Origin of the sequence: Pseudomonas sp. yb_2 (assembly GCF_043103905.1) — a bacterium.
Classification (GTDB): domain Bacteria; phylum Pseudomonadota; class Gammaproteobacteria; order Pseudomonadales; family Pseudomonadaceae; genus Aquipseudomonas; species Aquipseudomonas alloputida.
Window position 1 is genome coordinate 1 of the sequence record NZ_JBICKH010000084.1, and the last position, 21,023, is coordinate 21,023.

At 61.7% G+C, this 21,023-nt stretch carries 21 protein-coding genes; 10 read left to right on the plus strand and 11 right to left on the minus strand.

Features of this window, described 5'->3' with window-relative positions; all coding sequences use genetic code 11:
- Positions 1-632: 632 nt before the first annotated feature.
- Positions 633-1,832 (minus strand): tyrosine--tRNA ligase, encoded by a 1,200-nt coding sequence (gene tyrS / locus ACF8FB_RS23505; RefSeq protein ID WP_010951769.1) that lies wholly within the window; start codon positions 1,830-1,832, stop codon positions 633-635.
- Positions 1,833-2,045: 213 nt separating this feature from the next.
- Here tyrS and ACF8FB_RS23510 point away from each other — a divergent pair, with 213 nt between their 5' ends.
- Positions 2,046-3,467, plus strand: a complete 1,422-nt coding sequence (locus ACF8FB_RS23510; protein WP_392512133.1) for a peptidoglycan DD-metalloendopeptidase family protein — start codon at positions 2,046-2,048, stop codon at positions 3,465-3,467.
- A gap of 3 nt (positions 3,468-3,470) precedes the next feature.
- Positions 3,471-4,562, plus strand: coding sequence for an anhydro-N-acetylmuramic acid kinase (locus ACF8FB_RS23515; protein WP_010951767.1), 1,092 nt, complete (start codon positions 3,471-3,473; stop codon positions 4,560-4,562).
- A 59-nt stretch (positions 4,563-4,621) separates the two neighbouring features.
- Here the strand turns inward: ACF8FB_RS23515 and erpA are convergent, their stop codons facing one another.
- Together erpA and argC are read right to left on the minus strand one after the other, a co-directional pair.
- The gene (gene erpA / locus ACF8FB_RS23520) at positions 4,622-4,972 is read right to left on the minus strand and encodes an iron-sulfur cluster insertion protein ErpA (protein WP_003255511.1); all 351 of its coding nucleotides are present in this window, start codon (positions 4,970-4,972) and stop codon (positions 4,622-4,624) included.
- A gap of 147 nt (positions 4,973-5,119) precedes the next feature.
- On the minus strand, positions 5,120-6,154 hold the full coding sequence (gene argC / locus ACF8FB_RS23525) for an N-acetyl-gamma-glutamyl-phosphate reductase (RefSeq protein WP_010951765.1): 1,035 nt from the start codon (positions 6,152-6,154) through the stop codon (positions 5,120-5,122).
- Positions 6,155-6,296: 142 nt separating this feature from the next.
- Between argC and hemJ the strand changes: the two genes are divergently transcribed.
- The 6 genes from hemJ (at position 6,297) to ACF8FB_RS23555 (ending at position 10,723) form a co-directional block, all read left to right on the plus strand.
- Positions 6,297-6,722: a protoporphyrinogen oxidase HemJ gene (hemJ, locus tag ACF8FB_RS23530; RefSeq protein WP_010951764.1), complete on the plus strand. Its 426-nt coding sequence runs from the start codon at positions 6,297-6,299 to the stop codon at positions 6,720-6,722.
- Between the two features lie 28 nt (positions 6,723-6,750).
- Positions 6,751-7,707 (plus strand): nitronate monooxygenase family protein, encoded by a 957-nt coding sequence (locus tag ACF8FB_RS23535; RefSeq protein ID WP_010951763.1) that lies wholly within the window; start codon positions 6,751-6,753, stop codon positions 7,705-7,707.
- Between the two features lie 67 nt (positions 7,708-7,774).
- Positions 7,775-8,557 (plus strand): SDR family oxidoreductase, encoded by a 783-nt coding sequence (locus ACF8FB_RS23540; protein ID WP_010951762.1) that lies wholly within the window; start codon positions 7,775-7,777, stop codon positions 8,555-8,557.
- 63 nt (positions 8,558-8,620) lie between these two features.
- Complete coding sequence (locus ACF8FB_RS23545) at positions 8,621-8,959, plus strand: histidine triad nucleotide-binding protein (RefSeq protein WP_003255518.1); 339 nt, start codon at positions 8,621-8,623, stop codon at positions 8,957-8,959.
- 65 nt (positions 8,960-9,024) lie between these two features.
- The gene (gene coq7 / locus ACF8FB_RS23550; RefSeq protein WP_010951761.1) at positions 9,025-9,672 is read left to right on the plus strand and encodes a 2-polyprenyl-3-methyl-6-methoxy-1,4-benzoquinone monooxygenase; all 648 of its coding nucleotides are present in this window, start codon (positions 9,025-9,027) and stop codon (positions 9,670-9,672) included.
- Between the two features lie 10 nt (positions 9,673-9,682).
- Complete coding sequence (locus ACF8FB_RS23555; protein ID WP_350298351.1) at positions 9,683-10,723, plus strand: DUF2157 domain-containing protein; 1,041 nt, start codon at positions 9,683-9,685, stop codon at positions 10,721-10,723.
- A gap of 76 nt (positions 10,724-10,799) precedes the next feature.
- On the opposite strand, the gene ACF8FB_RS23560 is transcribed toward ACF8FB_RS23555, so the two are convergent.
- Complete coding sequence (locus ACF8FB_RS23560; RefSeq protein ID WP_004376171.1) at positions 10,800-11,222, minus strand: OsmC family protein; 423 nt, start codon at positions 11,220-11,222, stop codon at positions 10,800-10,802.
- Between the two features lie 190 nt (positions 11,223-11,412).
- On the opposite strand from ACF8FB_RS23560, the gene crp reads away from it, so the two are divergent.
- Positions 11,413-12,057, plus strand: coding sequence for a cAMP-activated global transcriptional regulator CRP (gene crp / locus ACF8FB_RS23565; protein ID WP_010951759.1), 645 nt, complete (start codon positions 11,413-11,415; stop codon positions 12,055-12,057).
- On the opposite strand, the gene ACF8FB_RS23570 is transcribed toward crp, so the two are convergent.
- The 4 genes from ACF8FB_RS23570 to ACF8FB_RS23585 all read right to left on the minus strand — a co-directional run bounded on the left by ACF8FB_RS23570 (position 12,054) and on the right by ACF8FB_RS23585 (position 15,388).
- Positions 12,054-12,758: a lipoate--protein ligase family protein gene (locus ACF8FB_RS23570; protein WP_003255526.1), complete on the minus strand. Its 705-nt coding sequence runs from the start codon at positions 12,756-12,758 to the stop codon at positions 12,054-12,056. The genes crp and ACF8FB_RS23570 overlap by 4 nt on opposite strands.
- 147 nt (positions 12,759-12,905) lie before the next feature.
- Positions 12,906-13,739 carry an indole-3-glycerol phosphate synthase TrpC gene (gene trpC / locus ACF8FB_RS23575; protein WP_010951757.1) on the minus strand — a complete coding sequence of 278 codons (834 nt, stop codon included), beginning with the start codon at positions 13,737-13,739 and terminating at the stop codon, positions 12,906-12,908.
- Complete coding sequence (gene trpD / locus ACF8FB_RS23580) at positions 13,736-14,785, minus strand: anthranilate phosphoribosyltransferase (protein WP_010951756.1); 1,050 nt, start codon at positions 14,783-14,785, stop codon at positions 13,736-13,738. Before trpD ends, trpC begins: the two co-directional genes overlap by 4 nt.
- A 9-nt stretch (positions 14,786-14,794) precedes the next feature.
- Positions 14,795-15,388 (minus strand): aminodeoxychorismate/anthranilate synthase component II, encoded by a 594-nt coding sequence (locus ACF8FB_RS23585; protein ID WP_003255531.1) that lies wholly within the window; start codon positions 15,386-15,388, stop codon positions 14,795-14,797.
- 367 nt (positions 15,389-15,755) lie between these two features.
- Between ACF8FB_RS23585 and estP the strand changes: the two genes are divergently transcribed.
- Positions 15,756-17,645 carry an esterase EstP gene (estP, locus tag ACF8FB_RS23590; RefSeq protein WP_392512138.1) on the plus strand — a complete coding sequence of 630 codons (1,890 nt, stop codon included), beginning with the start codon at positions 15,756-15,758 and terminating at the stop codon, positions 17,643-17,645.
- 246 nt (positions 17,646-17,891) lie between these two features.
- Here estP and trpE read toward each other — a convergent pair whose 3' ends face one another.
- The 3 genes from trpE to rpe form a co-directional block, all read right to left on the minus strand.
- Positions 17,892-19,373 (minus strand): anthranilate synthase component I, encoded by a 1,482-nt coding sequence (gene trpE, locus ACF8FB_RS23595; protein WP_392512140.1) that lies wholly within the window; start codon positions 19,371-19,373, stop codon positions 17,892-17,894.
- 69 nt (positions 19,374-19,442) lie between these two features.
- A complete protein-coding gene (locus ACF8FB_RS23600; protein ID WP_010951753.1) occupies positions 19,443-20,261 on the minus strand; it encodes a phosphoglycolate phosphatase in 819 nt (272 codons plus the stop codon).
- Positions 20,258-20,932: a ribulose-phosphate 3-epimerase gene (gene rpe / locus ACF8FB_RS23605; RefSeq protein ID WP_003255539.1), complete on the minus strand. Its 675-nt coding sequence runs from the start codon at positions 20,930-20,932 to the stop codon at positions 20,258-20,260. The genes ACF8FB_RS23600 and rpe overlap by 4 nt, the downstream gene beginning before the upstream one ends.
- Between the last annotated feature and the right edge of the window lie 91 nt (positions 20,933-21,023).

Here is a 21,023-nt window from a genome sequence, read left to right on the forward strand (position 1 = left end):
TAAGAGCTTTTCGTCTCAACCGAGGCGCGCATTCTACGCTTTCCTCAGAGCCTGTCAAGCGTTTATTTTGAAGTTTTTTGCGAGAAACTCGTTTAACTTCAAACACTTGGCTCGCTGCGATCTCTCGTAGCGGGAGGCGAATCATACAGCACTTGGAAGCGCTGTCAACCATCATCTCAACCGCTTTCGATCATTCGATCGTAGCCCTTTCAGCTTTTGCCTTAACTACTTAACTCATTGAATCTCAAGGAGTTTTTCGTTCCGACGTCGCTGGAAGTGGGGCGCATTATAAGGGGATTCGAGAGGGCGTCAACCTTTAATTTCAAGAAAGTGAAATATAAGGGGAAAAGACCGTATCGAGGCTGCCAAGTGTTCGCCACGACAGTTTCAGCGCCTATGAGACCGAGCGCCGCCCGCGCGGCGTTCGGTTTCATAGGCGCTGAATGTCTCAAGCCGGACGCGGGCGGCGCTCGATCTCACAGGCGCTGCAAGGGTTGTGGCGGACACATCTCACCGCCAACACCCTCTCAAAACAGCCCCCTCCCCCTACAACAGCAACCACCAAACCCCAAAAACAAAGCGGGGAGGCCTACCGGCCTCCCCGCTTCTATATAGCTACACCATCCAGGCAATCACTCAGCCTTGAGGGTAACCCGGCCAAACGACTTCTTGCCCGCTTGGCACACATGGGTAGCACCAAGGACAAACATGAAGTCCTTGTCGACCACTGCACCATCAACTTTCACCGCGCCGCTATTCAGCAAGTCTCGCGCCTGTGCCGAGTTCTTGACCAGACCAGCCCGGTTCAGCACCGCAGCAATTGGCAGGTCTTCCGCCGCAGCCACTTCGATCTCCGGCAAGTCTTCCGGCAGCTCGCCTTCCTTCATACGGTTACCGGCAGCACGGTGAGCATTGGCCGCAGCCTCTTCTCCATGGAAGCGCGCGACGATCTCTTCTGCCAACTTGATCTTGATGTCACGCGGGTTGGCACCGTTGGCGACGTCGGCACGGAACTGCTCGATTTCTTCCATCGAACGGAAGCTCAGCAGCTCGAAGTAACGCCACATCAGGGTATCCGGGATCGACACCAGCTTGCTGTACATCACCCCTGGCGCTTCCTGGATGCCGACATAGTTGCCCAGCGACTTCGACATCTTCTTCACGCCGTCGAGCCCTTCGAGCAGTGGCATGGTCACGATGTTCTGCGCTTCCTGGCCATAAGACCGCTGCAGTTCGCGCCCCATCAGCAGGTTGAACTTCTGGTCGGTACCGCCCAGCTCGACGTCCGCTTTCAGCGCTACCGAGTCGTACCCCTGCACCAGCGGATAGAGGAACTCGTGAATGGCAATCGGCTGATTGGTGGTGTAACGCTTGTCGAAGTCATCACGCTCCAGCATGCGCGCGACGGTGTACTGCGAAGCCAGGCGAATGAAGTCGGCAGGGGTCAGCTTGTCCATCCACGTGGAGTTGAACGCGACTTCTGTCTTGGCCGGATCAAGAATTTTGAACACCTGCTGCTTGTACGTCTCGGCGTTCTCCAGCACCTGCTCGCGGGTCAGCGGCGGGCGCGTGGCGCTCTTGCCACTCGGGTCGCCGATCATGCCGGTGAAGTCACCGATCAGGAAGATGACCTGGTGGCCCAGATCCTGGAACTGGCGCAGCTTGTTGATCAGCACCGTGTGGCCCAGGTGCAGGTCCGGAGCGGTCGGGTCGAAGCCGGCCTTGATGCGCAGAGGTTGGCCGCGCTTGAGCTTCTCCACCAGTTCCGACTCGACCAGTACTTCTTCCGCACCGCGCTTGATAAGCGCGAGCTGCTCTTCAACCGACTTCATAGACAAACCCGCAAGGCTCAGATTCAGGGGGAGCCAACCATACAAGATCGGCCGTCAAATACAAGTTTCGCAAAGGAATGTGACCCGAACACAGGCTTGCGGCGTCTACGCGCCCTTGCGTGAAAATGGATTTGGTTATATTTTATACAGTTATTTCATCTTCATCATGTCATTCATCTTTTCCATTTCACCTTTTTCAAAGTCACCTTGCCCATGACCAACGAACCGCCTAAAGCGCCCCCGCTTTATCCGAAGAGCCATCTGTTGGCCGCCAGCGGCATCGCCGCCCTGCTCAGCCTGGCTTTGCTGGTATTTCCTTCCAGCGAAGTGGAAGCCAAGAAAACTACCCTCAACCTCGAGCTCGAAAGCCCTGCCGAGCAGCTGAAAGACGAATCCCGCGCCGCACCCCTGGTGCAAAGCGAAGGTGAGCAAGGCTCGCCTTTCGCCCAGATCGAAGAGGCTACCCCCGAAACCCAGAAGGCCGATCAACAGGCCCCGGCCGCTGAGCCGGTTGCCGAGGCCGCCAAGGAGCCTGGCCACCGCGAAGTCACCGTGGCCCGCGGCGATACTCTGTCCACCCTGTTCGCCAAGGTCGGCCTGCCAGCCAATGCTGTGCATGATTTGCTGGCCAGCAACAAGCAGGCCAAGCAGTTCAGCCAGCTCAAGCACGGCCAGGTCTTGCAATTTGAGCTCGACAAGGATGGCCAGCTGGCCAGTCTGCACAGCAAAGTCAGCAATCTCGAAACCATTCGCCTGACCAAAACCGCCAAGGGCTACACCTTCAACCGTGAAATCAGCAAGCCGGTGATACGCACCGCCTATGCCCACGGGGTGATCAAGAGCTCGCTGTCTGCTTCCGCCCAGCGCGCCGGCCTGTCCCACAGCATGACCATGGACATGGCCCGCGTGCTGGGTTACGACATCGACTTCGCACAGGATATTCGCCCTGGGGACGAGTTCGACGTGGTCTACGAACAGAAGGTGATGGATGGCAAGGTCGTCGGCACCGGCAATATCCTGTCCGCCCGCTTCACCAATCGCGGCAAGACCTACACCGCCGTGCGATATACCAATAAGCAGGGCAACACTGCCTACTACACCGCCGACGGCAACAGCCTGCGCAAGGCATTCATCCGTACCCCGGTGGACTTCGCCCGCATCAGCTCGCGCTTTTCCGCCGGTCGCAAGCACCCCATCCTGAACAAGATCCGCGCCCACAAAGGCGTCGACTACGCGGCCCCCCGCGGTACGCCGATCAAGGCAGCCGGTGACGGTCGCATCGAACTGGCCGGGCGCCGTGGTGGCTACGGCAATACCGTGATCATTCAGCATGGCAACCGCTACAAGACGCTGTATGGCCACATGCAGGGCTTTGCCAAAGGCATCAAGACCGGCAGCACGGTCAAACAGGGCCAGATCATTGGCTACATCGGCACTACCGGCCTGTCCACCGGCCCACACCTGCACTACGAGTTCCAGGTCAACGGCGTGCACGTCGACCCGCTGAGCCAGAAAGTGCCAATGGCTGACCCGATTGCCAAGAACGAGCGTCAGCGCTTCCTGCAGCAGAGCCAGCCGCTGATTGCCCGTATGGATCAGGAAAAGGCCACCCTGCTCGCAGCGAACAAGCGCTAAGCCATGGCGCTCTACTTGGGGGTGATGTCCGGCACCAGTCTCGATGGCCTGGATATCGCCCTGGTCGAACAAGGCGAGCAGCTTGAACTGCTCGCCACCCACTACCTGCCCATGCCCCCGGACCTGCGCCAGGACCTGCTGGCCCTGTGCAGCAGCGGCCCTGACGAGATTGCCCGTGCAGCACTGGCGGAAAACCGCTGGGCCAGCCTGGCCGGCGAAGGTATCCGCCAACTGCTGGCTCGCCAGGGACTGAAGCCCGAAGCCGTTCGCGCCATCGGCAGCCACGGCCAGACCATTCGCCATGAACCGGCCCGCGGCTTTACTGTGCAGATCGGTAACCCCGCACTGCTCGCCGAACTGACCGGCATCAGCGTGGTCGCCGACTTCCGCCGTCGCGATGTGGCTGCCGGCGGCCAAGGCGCGCCACTGGTACCGGCCTTCCACGAAACCCTGTTCAGCCAGCTTGGCCGACGCCTGGCAATCCTTAACGTAGGCGGTTTCAGCAACCTCAGCCTGATCGAGCAGGACAAGCCGGTTCATGGGTTCGATTGCGGCCCGGGGAACGTGTTGCTGGATGCCTGGATCGAGCGCGAGCACGGCCACCCCTATGATGCAGATGGCGCCTGGGCTGCCTCGGGTGTGGCTCAGCCCGGGTTGCTCAGCGCACTGATGGCTGACCCGTTCTTTGCCGGCAGCGGCCCGAAGAGTACCGGCCGCGAGGTGTTCAACCTGCCTTGGCTGGATCGCCACCTGGCCAACCTGCCGGCATACCGGGCCCAGGACGTGCAGGCGACACTGCTGGAACTGACCGCACGCAGCATCATCGATTCGCTTGGCAAAGCCCAGCAAGGCACCGAGGCGCTGTTGGTCTGTGGTGGAGGCGCCCGCAACGGCGCGCTGATGGCCCGTCTTGGCCAGCTGCTACCTGCGGCCCGTGTCGCAAGCACTGGCGCCTATGGCGTAGACCCGGACTGGGTCGAAGCCATGGCCTTCGCCTGGCTGGCTCACTGCTGCCTGGAGGGTATCGCCGCCAACCGCCCCAGCGTCACTGCCGCCAAGGGCCTGCGCGTACTGGGCGCAATCTACCCGGCATAGCCACTACGCCAGAAAGCAAAACGCCGCGCAATTGCGCGGCGTTTTCGTATGCCCAGCCCTTAGATCGAGAACGACGACCCGCAACCGCAGGTGGTCGCGGCATTCGGGTTCTTGATCACGAAGCGCGAGCCTTCCAGGCCTTCCTGGTAGTCCACTTCGGCACCCGCCAGGTACTGGAAGCTCATCGGGTCGACCACCAGGGAAACGCCCTCGCGCTCGACAATGGTGTCATCTTCGGCCACGTCTTCATCGAAGGTGAAGCCATACTGGAAGCCCGAGCAACCACCACCGGTCACGAACACCCGCAGTTTCAGACGTTCATTGCCTTCCTCATTGACCAGGTTTTTCACCTTCTGGGCTGCCCCATGGGTGAACTCCAGACCGGTAGGGGTGAAGGTTTCGACGCTCATGTTGATTCTCCCGGCGCGGTAGCCGCCATAAAACTCGATGACGCGCATTATCCGCTTTCCCGAGAAAATCGGTCAAGAATTGTGCGGCTTTAGTCGCGACCTGCAAAAAGGCCCGCACGACGCGGGCCTTTTCCAATGCTGGCGGCTTTACGGCAGCAAGCCGGCATGGGACAGGCCCATGCGCTCATCCAGACCGAACAGAATGTTGAGGTTCTGCACCGCCTGGCCGGAGGCACCCTTGACCAGGTTGTCGATCACCGAAAGCACCACCACCAGATCACCACCCTGCGGACGATGAACGGCAATGCGGCAGACGTTGGCACCACGCACGCTACGGGTTTCCGGATGGCTGCCTGCTGGCATCACGTCGACGAACGGTTCATCGGCGTAGCGTTTCTCGAACAGCGCCTGCAGGTCGACCGAGGTATCGACCACGTTCGCGTACAGGGTGGCGTGGATGCCACGGATCATCGGCGTCAGGTGCGGCACGAAAGTCAGGCCGATGTCCTTGCCCGCGGCCAGGCGCAGGCCCTGGCTGATCTCCGGCAAGTGGCGATGGCCCTTTACCGCGTAGGCTTTCATGCTTTCGCCGGCCTCGCAGAACAGCGAGCCCACTGCCGCACCACGACCAGCGCCGCTGACACCCGACTTGCAGTCGGCGATCAGGCGCGACGGGTCAGCCAGGCCCGCCTCCAGCAGCGGAAGGAAGCCCAGCTGGGTTGCAGTCGGGTAGCAACCCGGCACAGCGATGAGGCGTGCCTGGCGGATCTTCTCGCGGTTGACTTCGGGCAGGCCATAGACTGCGTCCTTGAGCAGCTCTGGCGCGCCATGGGGCTGACCGTACCACTTGCCCCACTCAGTGGCATCCTGCAGACGGAAGTCGGCCGACAGGTCGATCACCTTGGTGCCAGCCGCCAGCAGCTCACCGGCCAGGGCGTGTGCAACACCATGCGGAGTGGCGAAGAACACCACATCGCAGGCCCCCAGAGCCTTGCTGTCCGGCACGCTGAACGCCAACCCGTCATAGTGGCCGCGCAGGTTCGGGTACATGTCCGCCACCGCCACGCCCGCCTCGGAGCGCGAAGTGATGACCGCCACTTCGGCCTGTGGATGCTGTGCCAGCAGACGCAACAGTTCGACGCCGGTGTAACCCGTGCCGCCGACGATACCGACCTTGATCATAACGCTTGCCCCTTATCAACGAGCCGTCTGGAAAGCGCACGATAATAGGGGCGCAGGGCGCCTGTAACAACTCTTCGGGTGACCCTTCGGGCGCCTGACCACTACTATCTGACGACCGTGACTATCTGAAGGAACTCCCTCCATGCTTTACCTATGGATCAAAGCGCTGCATATCGTCAGCGTGGTCTGCTGGTTCGCCGGCCTGTTCTACCTGCCCAGGCTGTTCGTCTACCACGCCCAGAGCCAGGACAGCATCAGCCAGGAACGCTTCGTGACCATGGAGCGCAAGCTGTACCGCGGCATCATGAACCCGGCGATGATCGCCACCTACGTGTTTGGCGCCTGGATGCTGTACCTCACCCCCGGCTGGCTGAGCCAGGGGTGGCTGCATGCCAAGCTCACCCTGGTCATCCTGCTGACCGGCTACCATCACGTGTGCGGTGCCCAGCGCAAACGCTTCGCCAACGGCACCAACACCCGCAGCCACGTTTACTATCGCTGGTTCAACGAAGTGCCCGTGCTGATTCTGCTGGCTATCGTCATTCTGGTGGTGGTGAAACCGTTCTGACATAGCCACCCGCTCAAGGAGCCTTGCCATGTCGCTACCTGCCTCGCTCGAACAACGCCTGCGGCTGCCCGTGGTTGCCGCGCCGATGTTCCTCATCTCCAACCCCCAACTGGTGCTGGCCTGCTGCGCCAGCGGCGTGGTTGGCAGTTTCCCGGCCCTGAACCAACGCGACAGCGCTGGCTTCAAGGCCTGGCTGGAAGAGATCGAGGCTGGCCTGGCTCAACTGCAGGCGCCAGCGCCCTACGCCGTCAACCTGATCGTCCACCCGACCAACCCGCGCCTGCAGGCCGACTTGGCCTTGTGCGTCGAACACCGTGTACCAATCGTTATCACCAGCCTGGGGGCGGTAAAGGAAGTGGTCGATGCCGTACACGGCTACGGCGGCCTGGTGCTCCACGATGTCACCACCCGCCGGCATGCCGAAAAGGCCGCCGAAGCCGGTGTCGATGGCCTTATCGCCGTCGCCGCAGGCGCGGGCGGCCATGCCGGCACCTGGAGCCCGTTCGCCCTGGCCGCAGAAATTCGCCAGTTCTTCGACAAGACCCTGCTGCTGGCTGGTTGCATTAACCACGGCCACGAAATCCTGGCCGCACAACTGCTGGGGGCGGACCTGGCGTACATGGGCACGCGCTTCATCGCCACCACAGAAAGCCAGGCTCAGGGCGCCTACAAACAGATGCTGCTGGATGCCCATGCCGCCGACATCATCCACACACCCGTGGTGTCCGGCATCCCCGCCAGCTTCCTGCGCCAGAGCCTGGAGCAGGCCGGCTACGACATGAACGCCCTCAAAGCGGGGCAGGTGCAAGGCAAGCTCAAGCCGATCGATGACGAAGCCAAGGCCTGGAAGACCGTATGGTCAGCGGGCCAGGGCGTCGGTGCCATCCATGACCTGCCCAGCGCCAGCGCATTGATCGAGCGCCTGCATGGCGAGTACCGGCAAGCCCTGGAGCACTGCCAGGTTCTGCGCGCCCGCGCCTTGTAGCAAAAGGCAACACCTTGCACGGGCAAGTTGTACACTAGGCGCCCTCTTCCGCCCCCAGGAGCCTTGCATGACCCGTTACGCCATGATCACTGGTGCTTCCAGCGGCCTGGGCCTGGCCTTGGCGGAAGCGCTGGCACGGCGCGGGCGCAATCTGATCCTGGTGGCACGCCAACGAGAAACGCTGGAGCCTGTTGCCATCGAGCTGACCCAGCGTTTCGGCGTCGAGGTGCTGTTCCGCGCCTGCGACCTCAGCCAGCCGCTGCGCCTTTCAGGCTTCGTGCTAGAGCTGGAAGAAGGCGAGCGGCGTATCGATTTGCTGGTCAACTGCGCGGGCTTGCGCACCTATGGGCCGTTCCTGGCCCATGAATGGGCCGACGAACAGGATCTGCTGGAAGTCAACGTGCTGGCCCTGAGCCGCCTGTGCCATGCCATCGGTAACCTGATGGCTGTACAGGGTGGCGGGCAGATTCTCAACGTCGCCGGCCTGGCCGGGGTGGCGCCTGGCCCATGGATGGCCGCCTATGCCGCCAGCAAGGCCTACGTGTTGAGCTTTTCCCAGGCCCTGCGCGAAGAACTCAAGCGCACCGGCATCAAGGTCTCGGTACTGTGCCCTGGCCCGGTACGTTCCGCACGCCGGCGCATTGCGCGGCTCGATGGCAAGCCGCGCTGCCTCAGCCCCGAGGAAGTGGCGCTGTACACCGTGCGGGCACTGGACAAGAACCGCGCACTGATCATGCCCGGCCGGCGCAACCGCTGGCTGGCGTTCGCACCGCGGCTGCTGCCGCGCTGGCTGGTGCGCAAGCTGGCCGGGGCCATCCACCGCCGCTATTGCCCCTCAGGCATGGAATAGCCACTGGGCGAGCGGCTCACGGCTGAGTACACTCGGCCCGACCCTCACCATGGAGCAAGTGCTGTGGACGATCTATTCCTCAAAATCATCAACCGGGAAATCCCGGCAGATATCATCTATGAAGACGACCAGATCCTGGCCTTCAAGGACATTGCACCCGCGGCACCGGTACATTTTCTGGTCATCCCGAAAAAGCACATTCGCACCCTCAATGACCTGACCGAAGAAGACAAGGCCCTGGCTGGCCACATCCTGTTCACCGCCCAGCGCCTGGCTGTCGAACAAGGCTGCGAGGAAGGTTTCCGTGTGGTCATGAACTGCAACCCCAAAGGCGGCCAGACCGTCTACCACATCCATATGCACGTGCTTGGCCAGCGCCAGATGAACTGGCCTCCGGGCTGACCCACGGCAAGCGACCCCGCCGCTATTGCGGTAAACTGTCGGGCACATTCTTGCGGAGGTGCCCGATGGCTACCGAACGTCACTACTCGCCGCTCGACCGCTTGTTGCTGCAGGCCGATACCGCCATGCGCACCTTGCTGCCCTTCAGCGGCCAACCCACCCGGCCATCGCCGGCCATCGTCCAGCCAGACGCTGACCTGGACGAGCAGCAGGCCCGTCATATTGCCGGGCTGATGCGCATCAACCATACCGGTGAAGTCTGCGCCCAGGCGTTGTACCAAGGCCAGGCCCTGACCGCCAAGCTGCCCGAAGTGCGCAAGGCCATGGAGCATGCCGCCGAGGAAGAAGTGGATCACCTGGCCTGGTGCGAACAGCGCATTCGCCAGCTGAACAGCCACCCGAGCGTGCTCAACCCTCTGTTCTACGGCATGTCGTTCGGCATTGGCGCACTGGCCGGGCTGGTCAGCGACAAGGTCAGCCTGGGCTTCGTCGCCGCTACCGAACATCAGGTGTGCAAGCACCTCGACGAGCACCTGGAGCAGCTCCCGCACGAAGATGAAAAATCCCGGGCCATTCTCGAGCAGATGCGCATCGACGAAGAACAGCACGCCGAGTCTGCACTGGAAGCCGGTGGTTATCGCTTCCCGGCCCCCGTCCGCTTTGGCATGAGCTTGCTGGCCAAGGTCATGACCAAGAGCACATACCGCATCTGAAGGCATCGCCATGACGGATCGATTCGACGCCAAGGACCTGGCGCGCGCCGTGCAAGCAGGCATTCTCCAACCAGGCCAGGACCAAAGCCTGTTGGCATTCCTGCGCCAGCAACCCGCACCACGTGGCAGCTTTCAGCTGGCCCATGTTGCCTTCTACTTTGGCGCCATGCTGATCATGGCGGCAATGGGCTGGTTGCTCACCGAGGCATGGATGAGCCTCGGTGACGGCGCGCTGTTGATCATCGCCAGCCTCTATATCCTGCTGATCACCTTGTTCGCCCTCAATCTGCAACGCCGCGTCCAGCCCGTCGCTGCTGGCGTGCTGGCAGCAGTAGCCGTCAGCATCGTGCCGCTGGCGGTATTCGCTATCGAACGCATGCTCGGCTGGTGGCCACTGGACGATGCGCAGGCTGACTACCACCAGTACTACACCTACGTGCAAGGCGGCTGGCTGGCGATGGAAGCAGCCACGGTGCTTGCCGGGCTGCTAATGCTGCGACTGATCCCCTACCCGTTCGTCGTCATGCCAATGGCCGTGGCCTTGTGGTTCATGTCGATGGACCTTAGCGAGTGGTTCTTCGGCTCACCGTTCAGTTGGGAGCAGCGTCGCCACGTCTCCCTGTGGTTTGGGCTGGGCTTGCTGGTGGTTTTCCTCGTGATAGACGGCCGCACACGTGAGGACTACGCCCGTTGGGGTTACCTCGCCGGGCTGGCAGCGTTCTGGGGCGGGTTGACGCTACTGGACAGCGGCAGTGAGTTGGGCAAGGCCATGTACTGCCTGATCAACATTGCGCTGATGGGCATGGCGGTGCTGCTGCGTCGGCCGGTGTTCATGGTGTTTGGTGCGCTGGGGGTGGCGGCTTATCTGGGATATCTGTCGTACGAGGTGTTTGCCCAGTCGTTGCTGTTCCCGGTGGTGCTGACTATGATCGGGCTGGGGGTTATCTGGCTTGGCCTGGTTTACCAAAAGCGCCGGGAGCGGTTGAGCCAGGCGCTAAGAAGCCGTCTTCCGCAATGGTTGCGGATGGCCCTTCCGGCCCTGCGCAACTGAAACTCGCCCGGGCCGCGGGTGGGAGCGGGTTCACCCGCTTCCACAAGGGCTGCAAAGCGGCCCCGGAATCTCAGCCTTAACCCAGCTCTACGATTTCATACCCATGGGTAATCTCAACCCCGGCACGCTCGAGCATGATCGAAGCCGAGCAATACTTTTCCGCCGACAGCTCCACCGCCCGCTTGACCTGCGCTTCTTTCAGCCCACGCCCTTTCACCACGAAGTTCATGTGAATTTTGGTGAACACCTTAGGGTCTTCGCTGGCGCGCTCCGCCTCCAGAAATGCCTCGCAGCTTTCCACTGCCTGGCGCGACTTCTTCAGAATGCTCACCACGTCAAAGCTGCTGCAGCCACCCAGGCCCAGCAACAGCATTTCCATCGGTCGCACGCCCAGGTTGCGGCCGCCGGCCTCGGGCGGGCCGTCCATTACGACGACATGGCCGCTCCCCGATTCGCCGAGGAACATTGCCTCACCGGCCCACTGGATACGTGCCTTCATCTACCCGGACTCCTGATTTTCGGAAAAGGGTGTCAGCTTAGACCTTGTGCGGCTGTGGGAAAAGCACGAGATGTGTCGGTTTAGTACCGAAACATCTCGTAGTGTCTGATAAGCTGGCGCCAAATGACTGGCGCTCTCCGTCAGCCAACCTCTAAAAAAGCCTATGCGTCATATCGAACAGGATTTCGTGATGGTTGCCTCCGCCCTACCCGCCAAGATAAAGAACATCGACAAGCTGCTGGTACACTGCCAGCGCCGCCGCTACACCGCCAAAAGCAATATCATCTGCGCCGGCGACCGGGCCGAGACACTGTCGTTCATCATCAAGGGTTCGGTCACCATCCTCATCGAGGACGACGACGGCCATGAAATGATCATCGCCTACCTCAACCATGGCGATTTCTTTGGCGAGCTAGGCCTGTTCGAGCCCGTTGATGGCGAGCAGCAGCGCAGTGCCTGGGTACGCGCCAAGACAGAATGCGAAGTGGCCGAAATCAGCTACGAGAAGTTTCGCGAGCTGGCGCGCCAGGACCCGGAAATCCTCTATGCCCTGGGTAGCCAGATGGCCCAGCGCCTGCGCAACACTACGCGCAAGGTTGGCGATTTGGCATTTTTCGACGTGACCGGGCGAGTTGCCCGTTGCCTGCTGGAACTGTGCAAGCAGCCCGACGCCATGACCCACCCCGATGGCATGCAAATCAAGATTACCCGTCAGGAAATCGGCCGAATCGTCGGTTGCTCTCGGGAAATGGTCGGCCGCGTTCTCAAGGATCTCGAGGAACGCAGCCTGGTGCAGGTCAAAGGCAAGACCATGGTGGTCCACGGTACCCGCTAGTCCTTGGGCAACTCGGCCAGTACCTTGGCGTAGGCCTGCGAAAGGCGCTCGAACCAAGGTGCTGCCGGCGCCACTTCGTGCAAGGCGATGTGCGCATCGGCGCGACAGCGTTGCTCCAGCTCACAGCACTCGTTGAAGCGGTTGACCGCCGCCACCATCGACTCACGCTCGTTGTCCAGCAGCAGCGCACCGTGCACCAGCACCACCGGACGCTTGCCACCCAGGCCCTGACGCCAGCGCTGGGCGGTACCCACCAATTTGCGGCCATTGAGGTTGACGTTGTAGCGGCCATCGCAGAAGGCCCCGTCGATTTCCCCGACTGACGCTACGCCGCCCCACTCGCGCAGCACATCACACAGCGGCAGACACAGGCGCTCGTAGGCATTTTCGATACGGCCGTGGTCGCCTTCACTGCGCGGTGCGGCGTAGACCAGTGCAACGTTCACCGTCGAATGCGACTGAGGCACCGGTTCGCCGCCGGTTTCTCGCAGCAGCACCGGCCAGCCAGCAATAGCCAATTCCGCGCAGGCGACCTCGAAGTTGCCCAGCCGGCTCATGCGCCGAGGCATGACCAGCGCGTGGTCGGTGGGGCGCCAGAACAGCACACCATTCTCGCGTTCGCCGCGGCAGACGGCGGCCAGCAGTTCCTGCTCGGCGTGCAGGCCTTGTTCGACGCTCAGGGCCAGGGGTTGATCGGTCATTGATCCACCTATGATGTTGATTTCACTGGCCTCTTCGCGGGTAAACCCGCTCCTACGACAGGGCGCGTACCCGTGTAGGGGCGGGCTTGCCCGCGAAGAGGCCATTACAGGTACAAAAAAGCCGGCAAAAACGCCGGCTTCATTTGATCAGTCCAGTTGCTGAACAGTCTTCTTCACCTGCTCGGGGAAGAACAGCCGCTGTAATTCCAGGCCAGGCTGCTCGGCGCGCATGAACGCCTCACCCACCAGGAACGAGTAAACCTCGTTGATTGCCATCAGCTCCACATCGGCCCGGTTGAGAATACCGCTTTCGGTGATCGCCAGACGGTCACGCGGAATGCGCGGCAGCAGGTCAAGGGTGGTTTCCAGGCTGACCTCGAAGGTGTGCAGGTTGCGGTTGTTCACCCCCACCAGCGGCGTATCCAGGGTTTTCAGCGCGCGCTCCAGTTCATCGCCATCGTGCACTTCCACCAGCACGTCGAGGCCGACGTCCTTGGCAGTGGCGGCCAGTTCAGCCATCTTCACGTCATCCAGCGCCGACACGATCAGCAGTACGCAATCTGCCCCCAGGGCCCGGGCTTCGACGATCTGGTAAGGGTCGACCATGAAGTCCTTGCGGATCACCGGCAGCGAAACCGCCGCGCGGGCCTGCTGCAAGTACTCATCGGCACCCTGGAAATAATCGACATCGGTCAACACCGACAGGCAGGTGGCCCCGCCCTTCTCGTAGCTGACCGCGATCTCCGCTGGCACGAAGTGCTCGCGGATCACGCCCTTGCTTGGCGAAGCTTTCTTGATTTCGGCAATCACCGCGGGCTGCTTGCGCTTGGCCTGCTCGATCAGCGCGTTGGCGAAGCCTCGCGGGGCGTCAGCGGCCTTGGCCAGGCCCTCCAGTTCGGCGAGGCTGACGTGCGCACTGCGCTCGGCCACTTCCTGAAACTTGCGGGCAATGATCCTTTCCAGCACCGTCGGCACACTCATGCTTCGTTCTCCACCTTGAATACTGCAGTAAAGGCACCCAATTCCTGCAGCTTTTCCCAGGCCAGGCCGGTGTGCAGTACATCATGGGCCAGTTCTACACCGGCTTTCAGGCTCATGGCATGGTCGGCTGCATACAGTGCCGCGCCAGCATTAAGCACGATCATCTCGGCGGCCTTCTGACCGTTCTCGGTCTTGCGCCGGCCCAGCGCATCGCGGATCAACTCCAGCGAAGCCTGCGGGCTCTCGACAGCCAGGCCATGAAGGCTCTGACTCTTCATGCCGAGGTCTTCCGGCTCGACCCAATATTCAGTGATTTCGTCATTTTTCAGTTCGGCGACGAAGGTGGGTGCAGCCAGGCTGAACTCGTCCAGACCATCCTTCGAGTGCACGACCAGCACATGCTTGCTCCCCAGGCGCTGCAGCACCTCAGCCAGCGGGCGGCAAAGGGTTTGCGCGAACACACCGACCACCTGGTGCTTCACTCCGGCCGGATTCGTAAGCGGGCCGAGCATATTGAACAGGGTGCGCAACCCCAGTTCTCGACGTGGGCCAGCGGCATGTTTCATGGCCGAGTGGTGACTTTGCGCGAACATGAAGCCGATGCCCAGGCTGTCGATGCAGCGTGCCACTTGAGTTGGCGTCAGGTTCAGGTAGATGCCGGCAGCTTCCAGCAGGTCGGCACTGCCGCTCTTGCCCGAGACTGCGCGGTTACCATGCTTGGCCACCGGGCAACCCGCCGCCGCCAGGACGAAGGACGAAGCGGTGGACACGTTGAAGATGTTGGCGCCATCACCACCGGTCCCGACAATATCGACGACACCATCGAGGCTTTGCAGCTCGACCTTTTCGGCCAGCTCACGCATCACCGACACCGCACCGACGATTTCGTCGATGCTTTCGCTTTTCATGCGCATGCCCATCAGGAAAGCGCCTATCTGCGCCTCGCTGCACTGACCGGTCATGATCTGGCGCATGACCTCGCGCATTTCTTCGGTAGTCAGGTCCAACTGCCCGACGATACGGCTCAACGCACTCTTGATATCCATGTTCGATCCTTAACGGCGGCCGCCGGTCTGCTTGAGGAAGTTGGCGAACAGTTCGTGGCCCTGCTCGGTCAGGATCGACTCAGGGTGGAATTGCACCCCTTCGATATTCAGCGTCTTGTGGCGCAGGCCCATGATCTCATCGACCGAGCCGTCAGCATGGGAGGTCCAGGCGGTAACTTCCAGGCAGTCGGGCAAGGTTTCACGCTTTACCACCAGAGAGTGGTAACGGGTCACGGTCAGCGGGTTGTTAAGGCTGGCGAACACGCCCAGGTCGCGGTGATATACCGGGCTGGTCTTGCCGTGCATGACCTGACGTGCACGTACAACGTCGCCGCCAAAAGCCTGCCCGATTGACTGGTGGCCCAGGCATACACCAAGGATTGGCAACTTCCCGGCGAAATGCAGGATGGCCTCGATGGACACGCCTGCCTCGCTTGGGGTGCACGGGCCCGGAGATACGACGATGCGCTCAGGGTTGAGGGCCTCAATCTGGGCGATGGTCATTTCGTCATTGCGAATGACCTTGACCTCGGCACCCAGCTCGCCAAGGTACTGAACAACGTTGTAAGTGAATGAGTCGTAATTGTCGATCATCAGTAACATGGTGTTAAACCTCTTGAATCTACTGACTTCATGATTCGAACCTTCCGGCACCAGCCACAGGCGCGGCTTTGCCACAACGGGCGGTAAACGAGAAGGCAAACGGGGACGGGCCGGGCGGGCCGGCAGGAGATAAAGTCAGGCGCGCCAACGCCAACGGGCGTGGGCCTTGATTACGCGCATCAAGAGTTTGCTGACGATCAACACAGGATAGGTCTCGCTCATACGTCCCGGCACAGTAGCCTACCGGGGCGACGGGCGCAATATGCCTGTAAACACGGGGAAACGAATGGACTTGGGAGCGAAGCACGACGATTTGCTAAGGTCGATGGGCTTGCCCTGATAAAAACAAAGAAAAGGATGTTCCCCGATGCGAAAAGCCCCGTTATTGCGCTTTACCCTCGCTTCACTGGCCCTGGCCTGCAGCCAGGCGTTGGCCGGCCCTTCGCCCTATTCAACCCTGATCGTGTTTGGCGACAGCCTCGCCGATGCCGGGCAGTTTCCCGATCTTGTTGGCGGTACCCCAGGCGCGCGTTTCACCAACCGTGACGCCGACGGCAACTTCGCCCCGGTGTCGCCGATGATCCTCGGTGGCCGCCTGGGCGTCGCGCCAGGCGACCTTAACCCGTCGACATCCGTAGGTATCCAGCCCGATGGTAATAACTGGGCAGTCGGCGGGTACACCACCCAGCAGATCCTGGACTCGATCACGACAACGTCCGAGACCGTCATCCCCCCAGGAAACCCCAATGCCGGGTTGGTGCTGCGCGAGCGCCCCGGCTACCTGGCCAACGGCCTGCGCGCCGACCCCAATGCCTTGTACTACCTGACAGGCGGCGGCAACGACTTCCTTCAGGGCCTGGTGAATAGCCCGGCCGACGCCGTAGCCGCCGGCGCCCGCCTGGCTGCCAGCGCCCAAGCGCTTCAGCAAGGAGGCGCGCGCTACATCATGGTCTGGCTGCTACCTGACCTCGGCCAAACGCCCAATTTCAGTGGCACGCCACAGCAAAACCCACTGTCCCTGCTCTCCGCTGCGTTCAACCAGTCACTGATCAGCCAGCTAGGGCAGATCGACGCCCAGATCATTCCACTGAACATCCCTGTGCTGATGAGCGAGGCGCTGTCCAGCCCCAGTCAGTTCGGCCTGGCCAGCGACCAGAACCTGGTCGGCACCTGCTACAGCGGCGATAGCTGCGTGGAAAACCCGGTGTACGGGATCAACGGCACAACGCCAGACCCGACCAAACTGCTGTTCAACGACTCGGTCCACCCGACCATCGCCGGTCAGCAGCTGATTGCCGATTACGCCTACTCGATCCTCGCGGCCCCCTGGGAACTGACCCTGCTACCGGAAATGGCCCACGCCAGCCTGCGGGCTCATCAGGATGAGTTGCGTAATCAGTGGCAGACGCCTTGGCAAGCCGTTGGCCAATGGCAAGCCTTTGTCGCCAGCGGCGCTCAGGACCTGGACTTCGACGGCCAGCACAGCGCGGCCAGCGGTGACGGCCGCGGCTACAACCTGACCGTGGGCGGCAGCTATCGCCTGAACGACGCCTGGCGCCTGGGCCTGGCCGGCGGTGCGTACCGGCAGAAGCTGGAAGCTGGTGAACAGGACTCGGACTACAAGCTGAACAGCTATATGGCCAGTGCCTTTGCCCAATACCGCCAGGACCGCTGGTGGGCCGACGCGGCGCTGACCGCCGGGCACCTGGACTACAGCGACCTCAAGCGTACCTTCGCCCTGGGCGTGAATGACCGCAGTGAAAAAGGCGACACCGACGGCGAGGCCTGGGCAATGTCCGGGCGGCTGGGCTACAACCTGGCGGCCGACACCAGCAACTGGCAGTTGGCACCTTTCATCAGTGCCGACTATGCGCGGGTGAAGGTGGATGGCTACGAAGAGAAGAGCGGGCGCTCGACGGCGCTTGGCTTCGATGACCAGGAGCGCACGTCACGTCGCCTGGGCGTGGGGCTGTTGGGCAGTGTGCAGGTACAGCCAAATACCCGGCTTTTTGCCGAGGTGGCGCAGGAGCATGAGTTCGAGGACGACCAGCAGGATGTGACAATGCACCTGACCAGCTTGCCAGCGAATGATTTCACCCTGACCGGGTATACGCCGCATAGCGACCTGACCCGGGCGAGCCTGGGTGTGAGCCATGAACTGGTGGCAGGGGTGCATTTGCGCGGAAACTACAATTGGCGCAAGAGTGATGAGTTGACGCAGCAGGGCGTTAGCGTGGGGGTTAGCGTGGACTTTTGAATTGCTGGGGGCCGCTTTGCGGCCCATTCGCGGGTGAACCCGCGAATAGGAAGGCCCCGTATGCCTGAGGCTTGCGCATCCCTTGTAGGAGCGGGTTTACCCGCGAATACGGTGGCGGCGGCAACGGTGAACGGCAGGTAGAAATTGGCCAGCAGGCCCGACCCTTTCGCGGGTGAACCCGCTCCTACACAACCTTGTAGGAGCGTGGTTTACCCGCGAATGGGCTGCGCAGCAGCCCCCATCAATTTATCTGGCGGAAGTCTGCTCGGCCAACGCCACCGCACGGAACATCGCCCGGCGCTTGTTGATGGTTTCTTCCCATTCCAGCGCCGGCACCGAGTCGGCAACGATGCCGCCACCGGCCTGCACATGCAGCTCGCCATCCTTGATCACCGCAGTACGAATGGCAATTGCGGTATCCATGTTGCCGTTCCAGGCAAAATAGCCGACAGCTCCGCCGTAAACCCCACGCTTGACCGGTTCCAGCTCGTCGATGATCTCCATCGCGCGGATCTTGGGCGCACCCGACAAGGTGCCAGCCGGAAGAATCGCCCGCAGTGCATCCATCGCCGTCAGGCCTTCCCGCAGCTGGCCGGTAACGTTGGAAACAATGTGCATCACGTTGGAGTAACGCTCGATCACCATCTTCTCGGTCAGGCGCACACTGCCGGTCGAAGACACACGGCCGACATCGTTGCGGCCCAGATCGATCAGCATCAGGTGCTCGGCAATTTCCTTGTCGTCCGACAGCAGGTCGTCTTCCAGCGCACGATCGGCCTCTTCGGTCGCACCACGCGGGCGAGTACCGGCAATCGGGCGTACGGTGACCAGGTTGTCCTCGACACGTACCAGCACTTCGGGCGAACTGCCGACCACATGGAAGTCACCAAAGTTGAAGAAGTACATGTATGGCGTCGGGTTGAAGCAGCGTAGCGCGCGGTACAGGTCGATAGGCGCAGCCTTGAAGTCGATCGACATGCGCTGCGACGGCACCACCTGCATACAGTCCCCGGCCAGGATGTATTCCTTGATACGACCGACGGCGTTTTCGTAATCCTCGCGGGTATAGCTGGAGCGGAACGCCGGCTCGGCCGCCGGCGGGCCGCTCAGGTCCAGGCCGCGGCGTGGGGTGATTGGCTGGCGCAATGTTTCCAGCAAACCTTGCAGACGTGCCTGGCCCTGTTCGAAGGCCTGATCTTCAGCGGGGTCGACCAACACGATGGCGTGCATCTTGCCCGCCAGGTTGTCGAACACCACCACCGCGTCGGACACCATCAGCAGGATATCCGGTACGCCCAACGGGTCTGGGTTGGGGCTGGCGCCCAGGCGCTTTTCTACATAACGCACGCAGTCATAGCCAAAGTAGCCAACCAGGCCGCCATTGAAACGCGGCAGGCCGGGGATATCGGCAACTTTGTAGCGGTCCTTGAAGGTTTCAACGAATGCCAGCGGGTCTTCGACGTCGCAGCTTTCCACCTCGACGCCATCGTGCAGGATGCTGACATGGTAGCCATGCACACGCATCACGGTGCGCGATGGCAAGCCGATCATCGAGTAACGGCCCCACTTCTCGCCGCCCTGCACCGATTCGAGCAGATACGAGTTGGGCTGGTCAGCCAGTTTCAGGTAGATCGACAGCGGCGTGTCGAAGTCGGCCAAGGTTTCACAGGCCAAGGGAATACGGTTGTAGCCGGCAGCGGCCAGGCGCAGGAATTCTTCGCGGTTCATGAGTAGTCTCGTGGCAAGCAGCAATAGGTCAGGCAAACGGACGGGCCGGCACACGCCGGCAGGCTGAAGTCAGGCGCGCCAACGCCAACGGGCCAAGGCCTTGATGACTTTCATCCAGAATTTGCCAGTAACCGCCACGGTGGACTCTCTGTCTTGTGAGGCTTGAAGGTCCGCCAACGTTATCCCAGTGGCCGGGTCTGCGCAACCGGGCAGCAATGCGCGCAGGTCGTCGATTACCAGGCTGGGGGATTCGGCGTCGATCGGCCGGCCATGGTTATAGCCGTAGGTCAGGCCCACGCATTGCACGCCAGCCGCCTTGGCCGCCTGCACGTCACTGCGCGAATCACCGACAAACAGGGACTGCTGCGGGGTGACACCGGCCATCTGCATGACGAACAGCAACGCCGCCGGGTCGGGCTTTTTCTGCGGCAAGGTGTCGCCACCAATGATCCAGCGGAAGAAATTACCGATCTTCATCTGGTCCAGCAGCGGGCCAACAAAGCGCTCAGGCTTGTTGGTGATCAGCGCCATCTCCACGCCCTGCTTGCGCAGCCAGCGCAGGGTGTCGCGCACACCGGGGTAGACCACGGTAAGTTCGTGGCTTTCGGCATAAGCGTCCATGAACAGCGCCAGCGCCTGTTCTGCCAGCGCATCGTCCACGTCGGCATGGTCGATGCCGCCCGCCAACGCGCGGCGCACCAGCACCTGGGCGCCATTGCCAACCCAGTGGCGCACGGCCTCAAGGCCAGCAGGCGGGCGCCCCAGTTCGAGCAGCATGCGGTCCACGGCGGCGGCCAGGTCAGGCACGGAATCGATCAGGGTACCGTCCAGATCGAACATCACCAGCCTTGGCAGCGTCCCCGGGAACAGCTGCTCGAAGCCACTCATGGGCGGGCCAGGGCCAGTTCGGCGCGCATCTTGGCGATCACTTCCTGATAGTCCGGGGCGTTGAAGATCGCCGAGCCGGCCACGAAGGTGTCGGCGCCAGCCGCAGCGATCTCGCGGATGTTGTTGACGTTCACGCCACCATCGATCTCCAGACGGATATCACGGCCACTGGCGTCGATCAGCGCACGCGCTTCGCGCAGCTTGTCGAGGGTGCCGGGGATGAACTTCTGCCCGCCGAAGCCTGGGTTGACGCTCATCAGCAGCACCATGTCGATCTTGTCCATCACGTACTTCAGGGCGTCCAGGCTGGTGGCCGGGTTGAACACCAGGCCGGCCTTGCAACCACCATCCTTGATCAGCTGAAGCGAACGGTCGATGTGCTGCGTGGCTTCAGGGTGGAAGGTGATGTAGGTGGCACCCGCTTCGATAAAGTCGCCAATGATGCGGTCAACCGGGCTGACCATCAGGTGCACGTCGATCGGCGCAGTAACGCCGTACTTGCGCAGAGCGGTGCAAACCATCGGACCGATGGTCAGGTTGGGGACATAGTGATTGTCCATGACATCGAAGTGGACGATGTCTGCACCCGCAGCCAATACCTTGTCGACGTCCTCACCCAGGCGGGCAAAATCGGCAGAGAGAATGGAGGGGGCAATAGCGTAGGGCTGCATGGCGCACCTGTTGGCAAATTCACGGTGGCGCGCATTGTAACTCAGGGAAAGCGATGAAGGCTGATTGGTATCAATTGGTGTCGACCAACGC

Coding starts and splice junctions, on each gene's coding strand:
- argC (WP_010951765.1), bottom strand. CDS start 6,154: ATGATCAAGGTCGGTATCGTCGGCGGCACGGGTTACACCGGCGTCGAA.
- ACF8FB_RS23585 (WP_003255531.1), bottom strand. CDS start 15,388: ATGTTACTGATGATCGACAATTACGACTCATTCACTTACAACGTTGTT.
- ACF8FB_RS23540 (WP_010951762.1), top strand. CDS start 7,775: ATGACCCGTTACGCCATGATCACTGGTGCTTCCAGCGGCCTGGGCCTG.
- ACF8FB_RS23570 (WP_003255526.1), bottom strand. CDS start 12,758: ATGACCGATCAACCCCTGGCCCTGAGCGTCGAACAAGGCCTGCACGCC.
- tyrS (WP_010951769.1), bottom strand. CDS start 1,832: ATGAAGTCGGTTGAAGAGCAGCTCGCGCTTATCAAGCGCGGTGCGGAA.
- crp (WP_010951759.1), top strand. CDS start 11,413: ATGGTTGCCTCCGCCCTACCCGCCAAGATAAAGAACATCGACAAGCTG.
- trpE (WP_392512140.1), bottom strand. CDS start 19,373: ATGAACCGCGAAGAATTCCTGCGCCTGGCCGCTGCCGGCTACAACCGT.
- erpA (WP_003255511.1), bottom strand. CDS start 4,972: ATGAGCGTCGAAACCTTCACCCCTACCGGTCTGGAGTTCACCCATGGG.
- ACF8FB_RS23555 (WP_350298351.1), top strand. CDS start 9,683: ATGACGGATCGATTCGACGCCAAGGACCTGGCGCGCGCCGTGCAAGCA.
- ACF8FB_RS23515 (WP_010951767.1), top strand. CDS start 3,471: ATGGCGCTCTACTTGGGGGTGATGTCCGGCACCAGTCTCGATGGCCTG.
- estP (WP_392512138.1), top strand. CDS start 15,756: ATGCGAAAAGCCCCGTTATTGCGCTTTACCCTCGCTTCACTGGCCCTG.
- trpD (WP_010951756.1), bottom strand. CDS start 14,785: ATGGATATCAAGAGTGCGTTGAGCCGTATCGTCGGGCAGTTGGACCTG.
- rpe (WP_003255539.1), bottom strand. CDS start 20,932: ATGCAGCCCTACGCTATTGCCCCCTCCATTCTCTCTGCCGATTTTGCC.
- ACF8FB_RS23510 (WP_392512133.1), top strand. CDS start 2,046: ATGACCAACGAACCGCCTAAAGCGCCCCCGCTTTATCCGAAGAGCCAT.
- ACF8FB_RS23600 (WP_010951753.1), bottom strand. CDS start 20,261: ATGAGTGGCTTCGAGCAGCTGTTCCCGGGGACGCTGCCAAGGCTGGTG.
- ACF8FB_RS23535 (WP_010951763.1), top strand. CDS start 6,751: ATGTCGCTACCTGCCTCGCTCGAACAACGCCTGCGGCTGCCCGTGGTT.
- trpC (WP_010951757.1), bottom strand. CDS start 13,739: ATGAGTGTGCCGACGGTGCTGGAAAGGATCATTGCCCGCAAGTTTCAG.
- coq7 (WP_010951761.1), top strand. CDS start 9,025: ATGGCTACCGAACGTCACTACTCGCCGCTCGACCGCTTGTTGCTGCAG.
- ACF8FB_RS23560 (WP_004376171.1), bottom strand. CDS start 11,222: ATGAAGGCACGTATCCAGTGGGCCGGTGAGGCAATGTTCCTCGGCGAA.
- hemJ (WP_010951764.1), top strand. CDS start 6,297: ATGCTTTACCTATGGATCAAAGCGCTGCATATCGTCAGCGTGGTCTGC.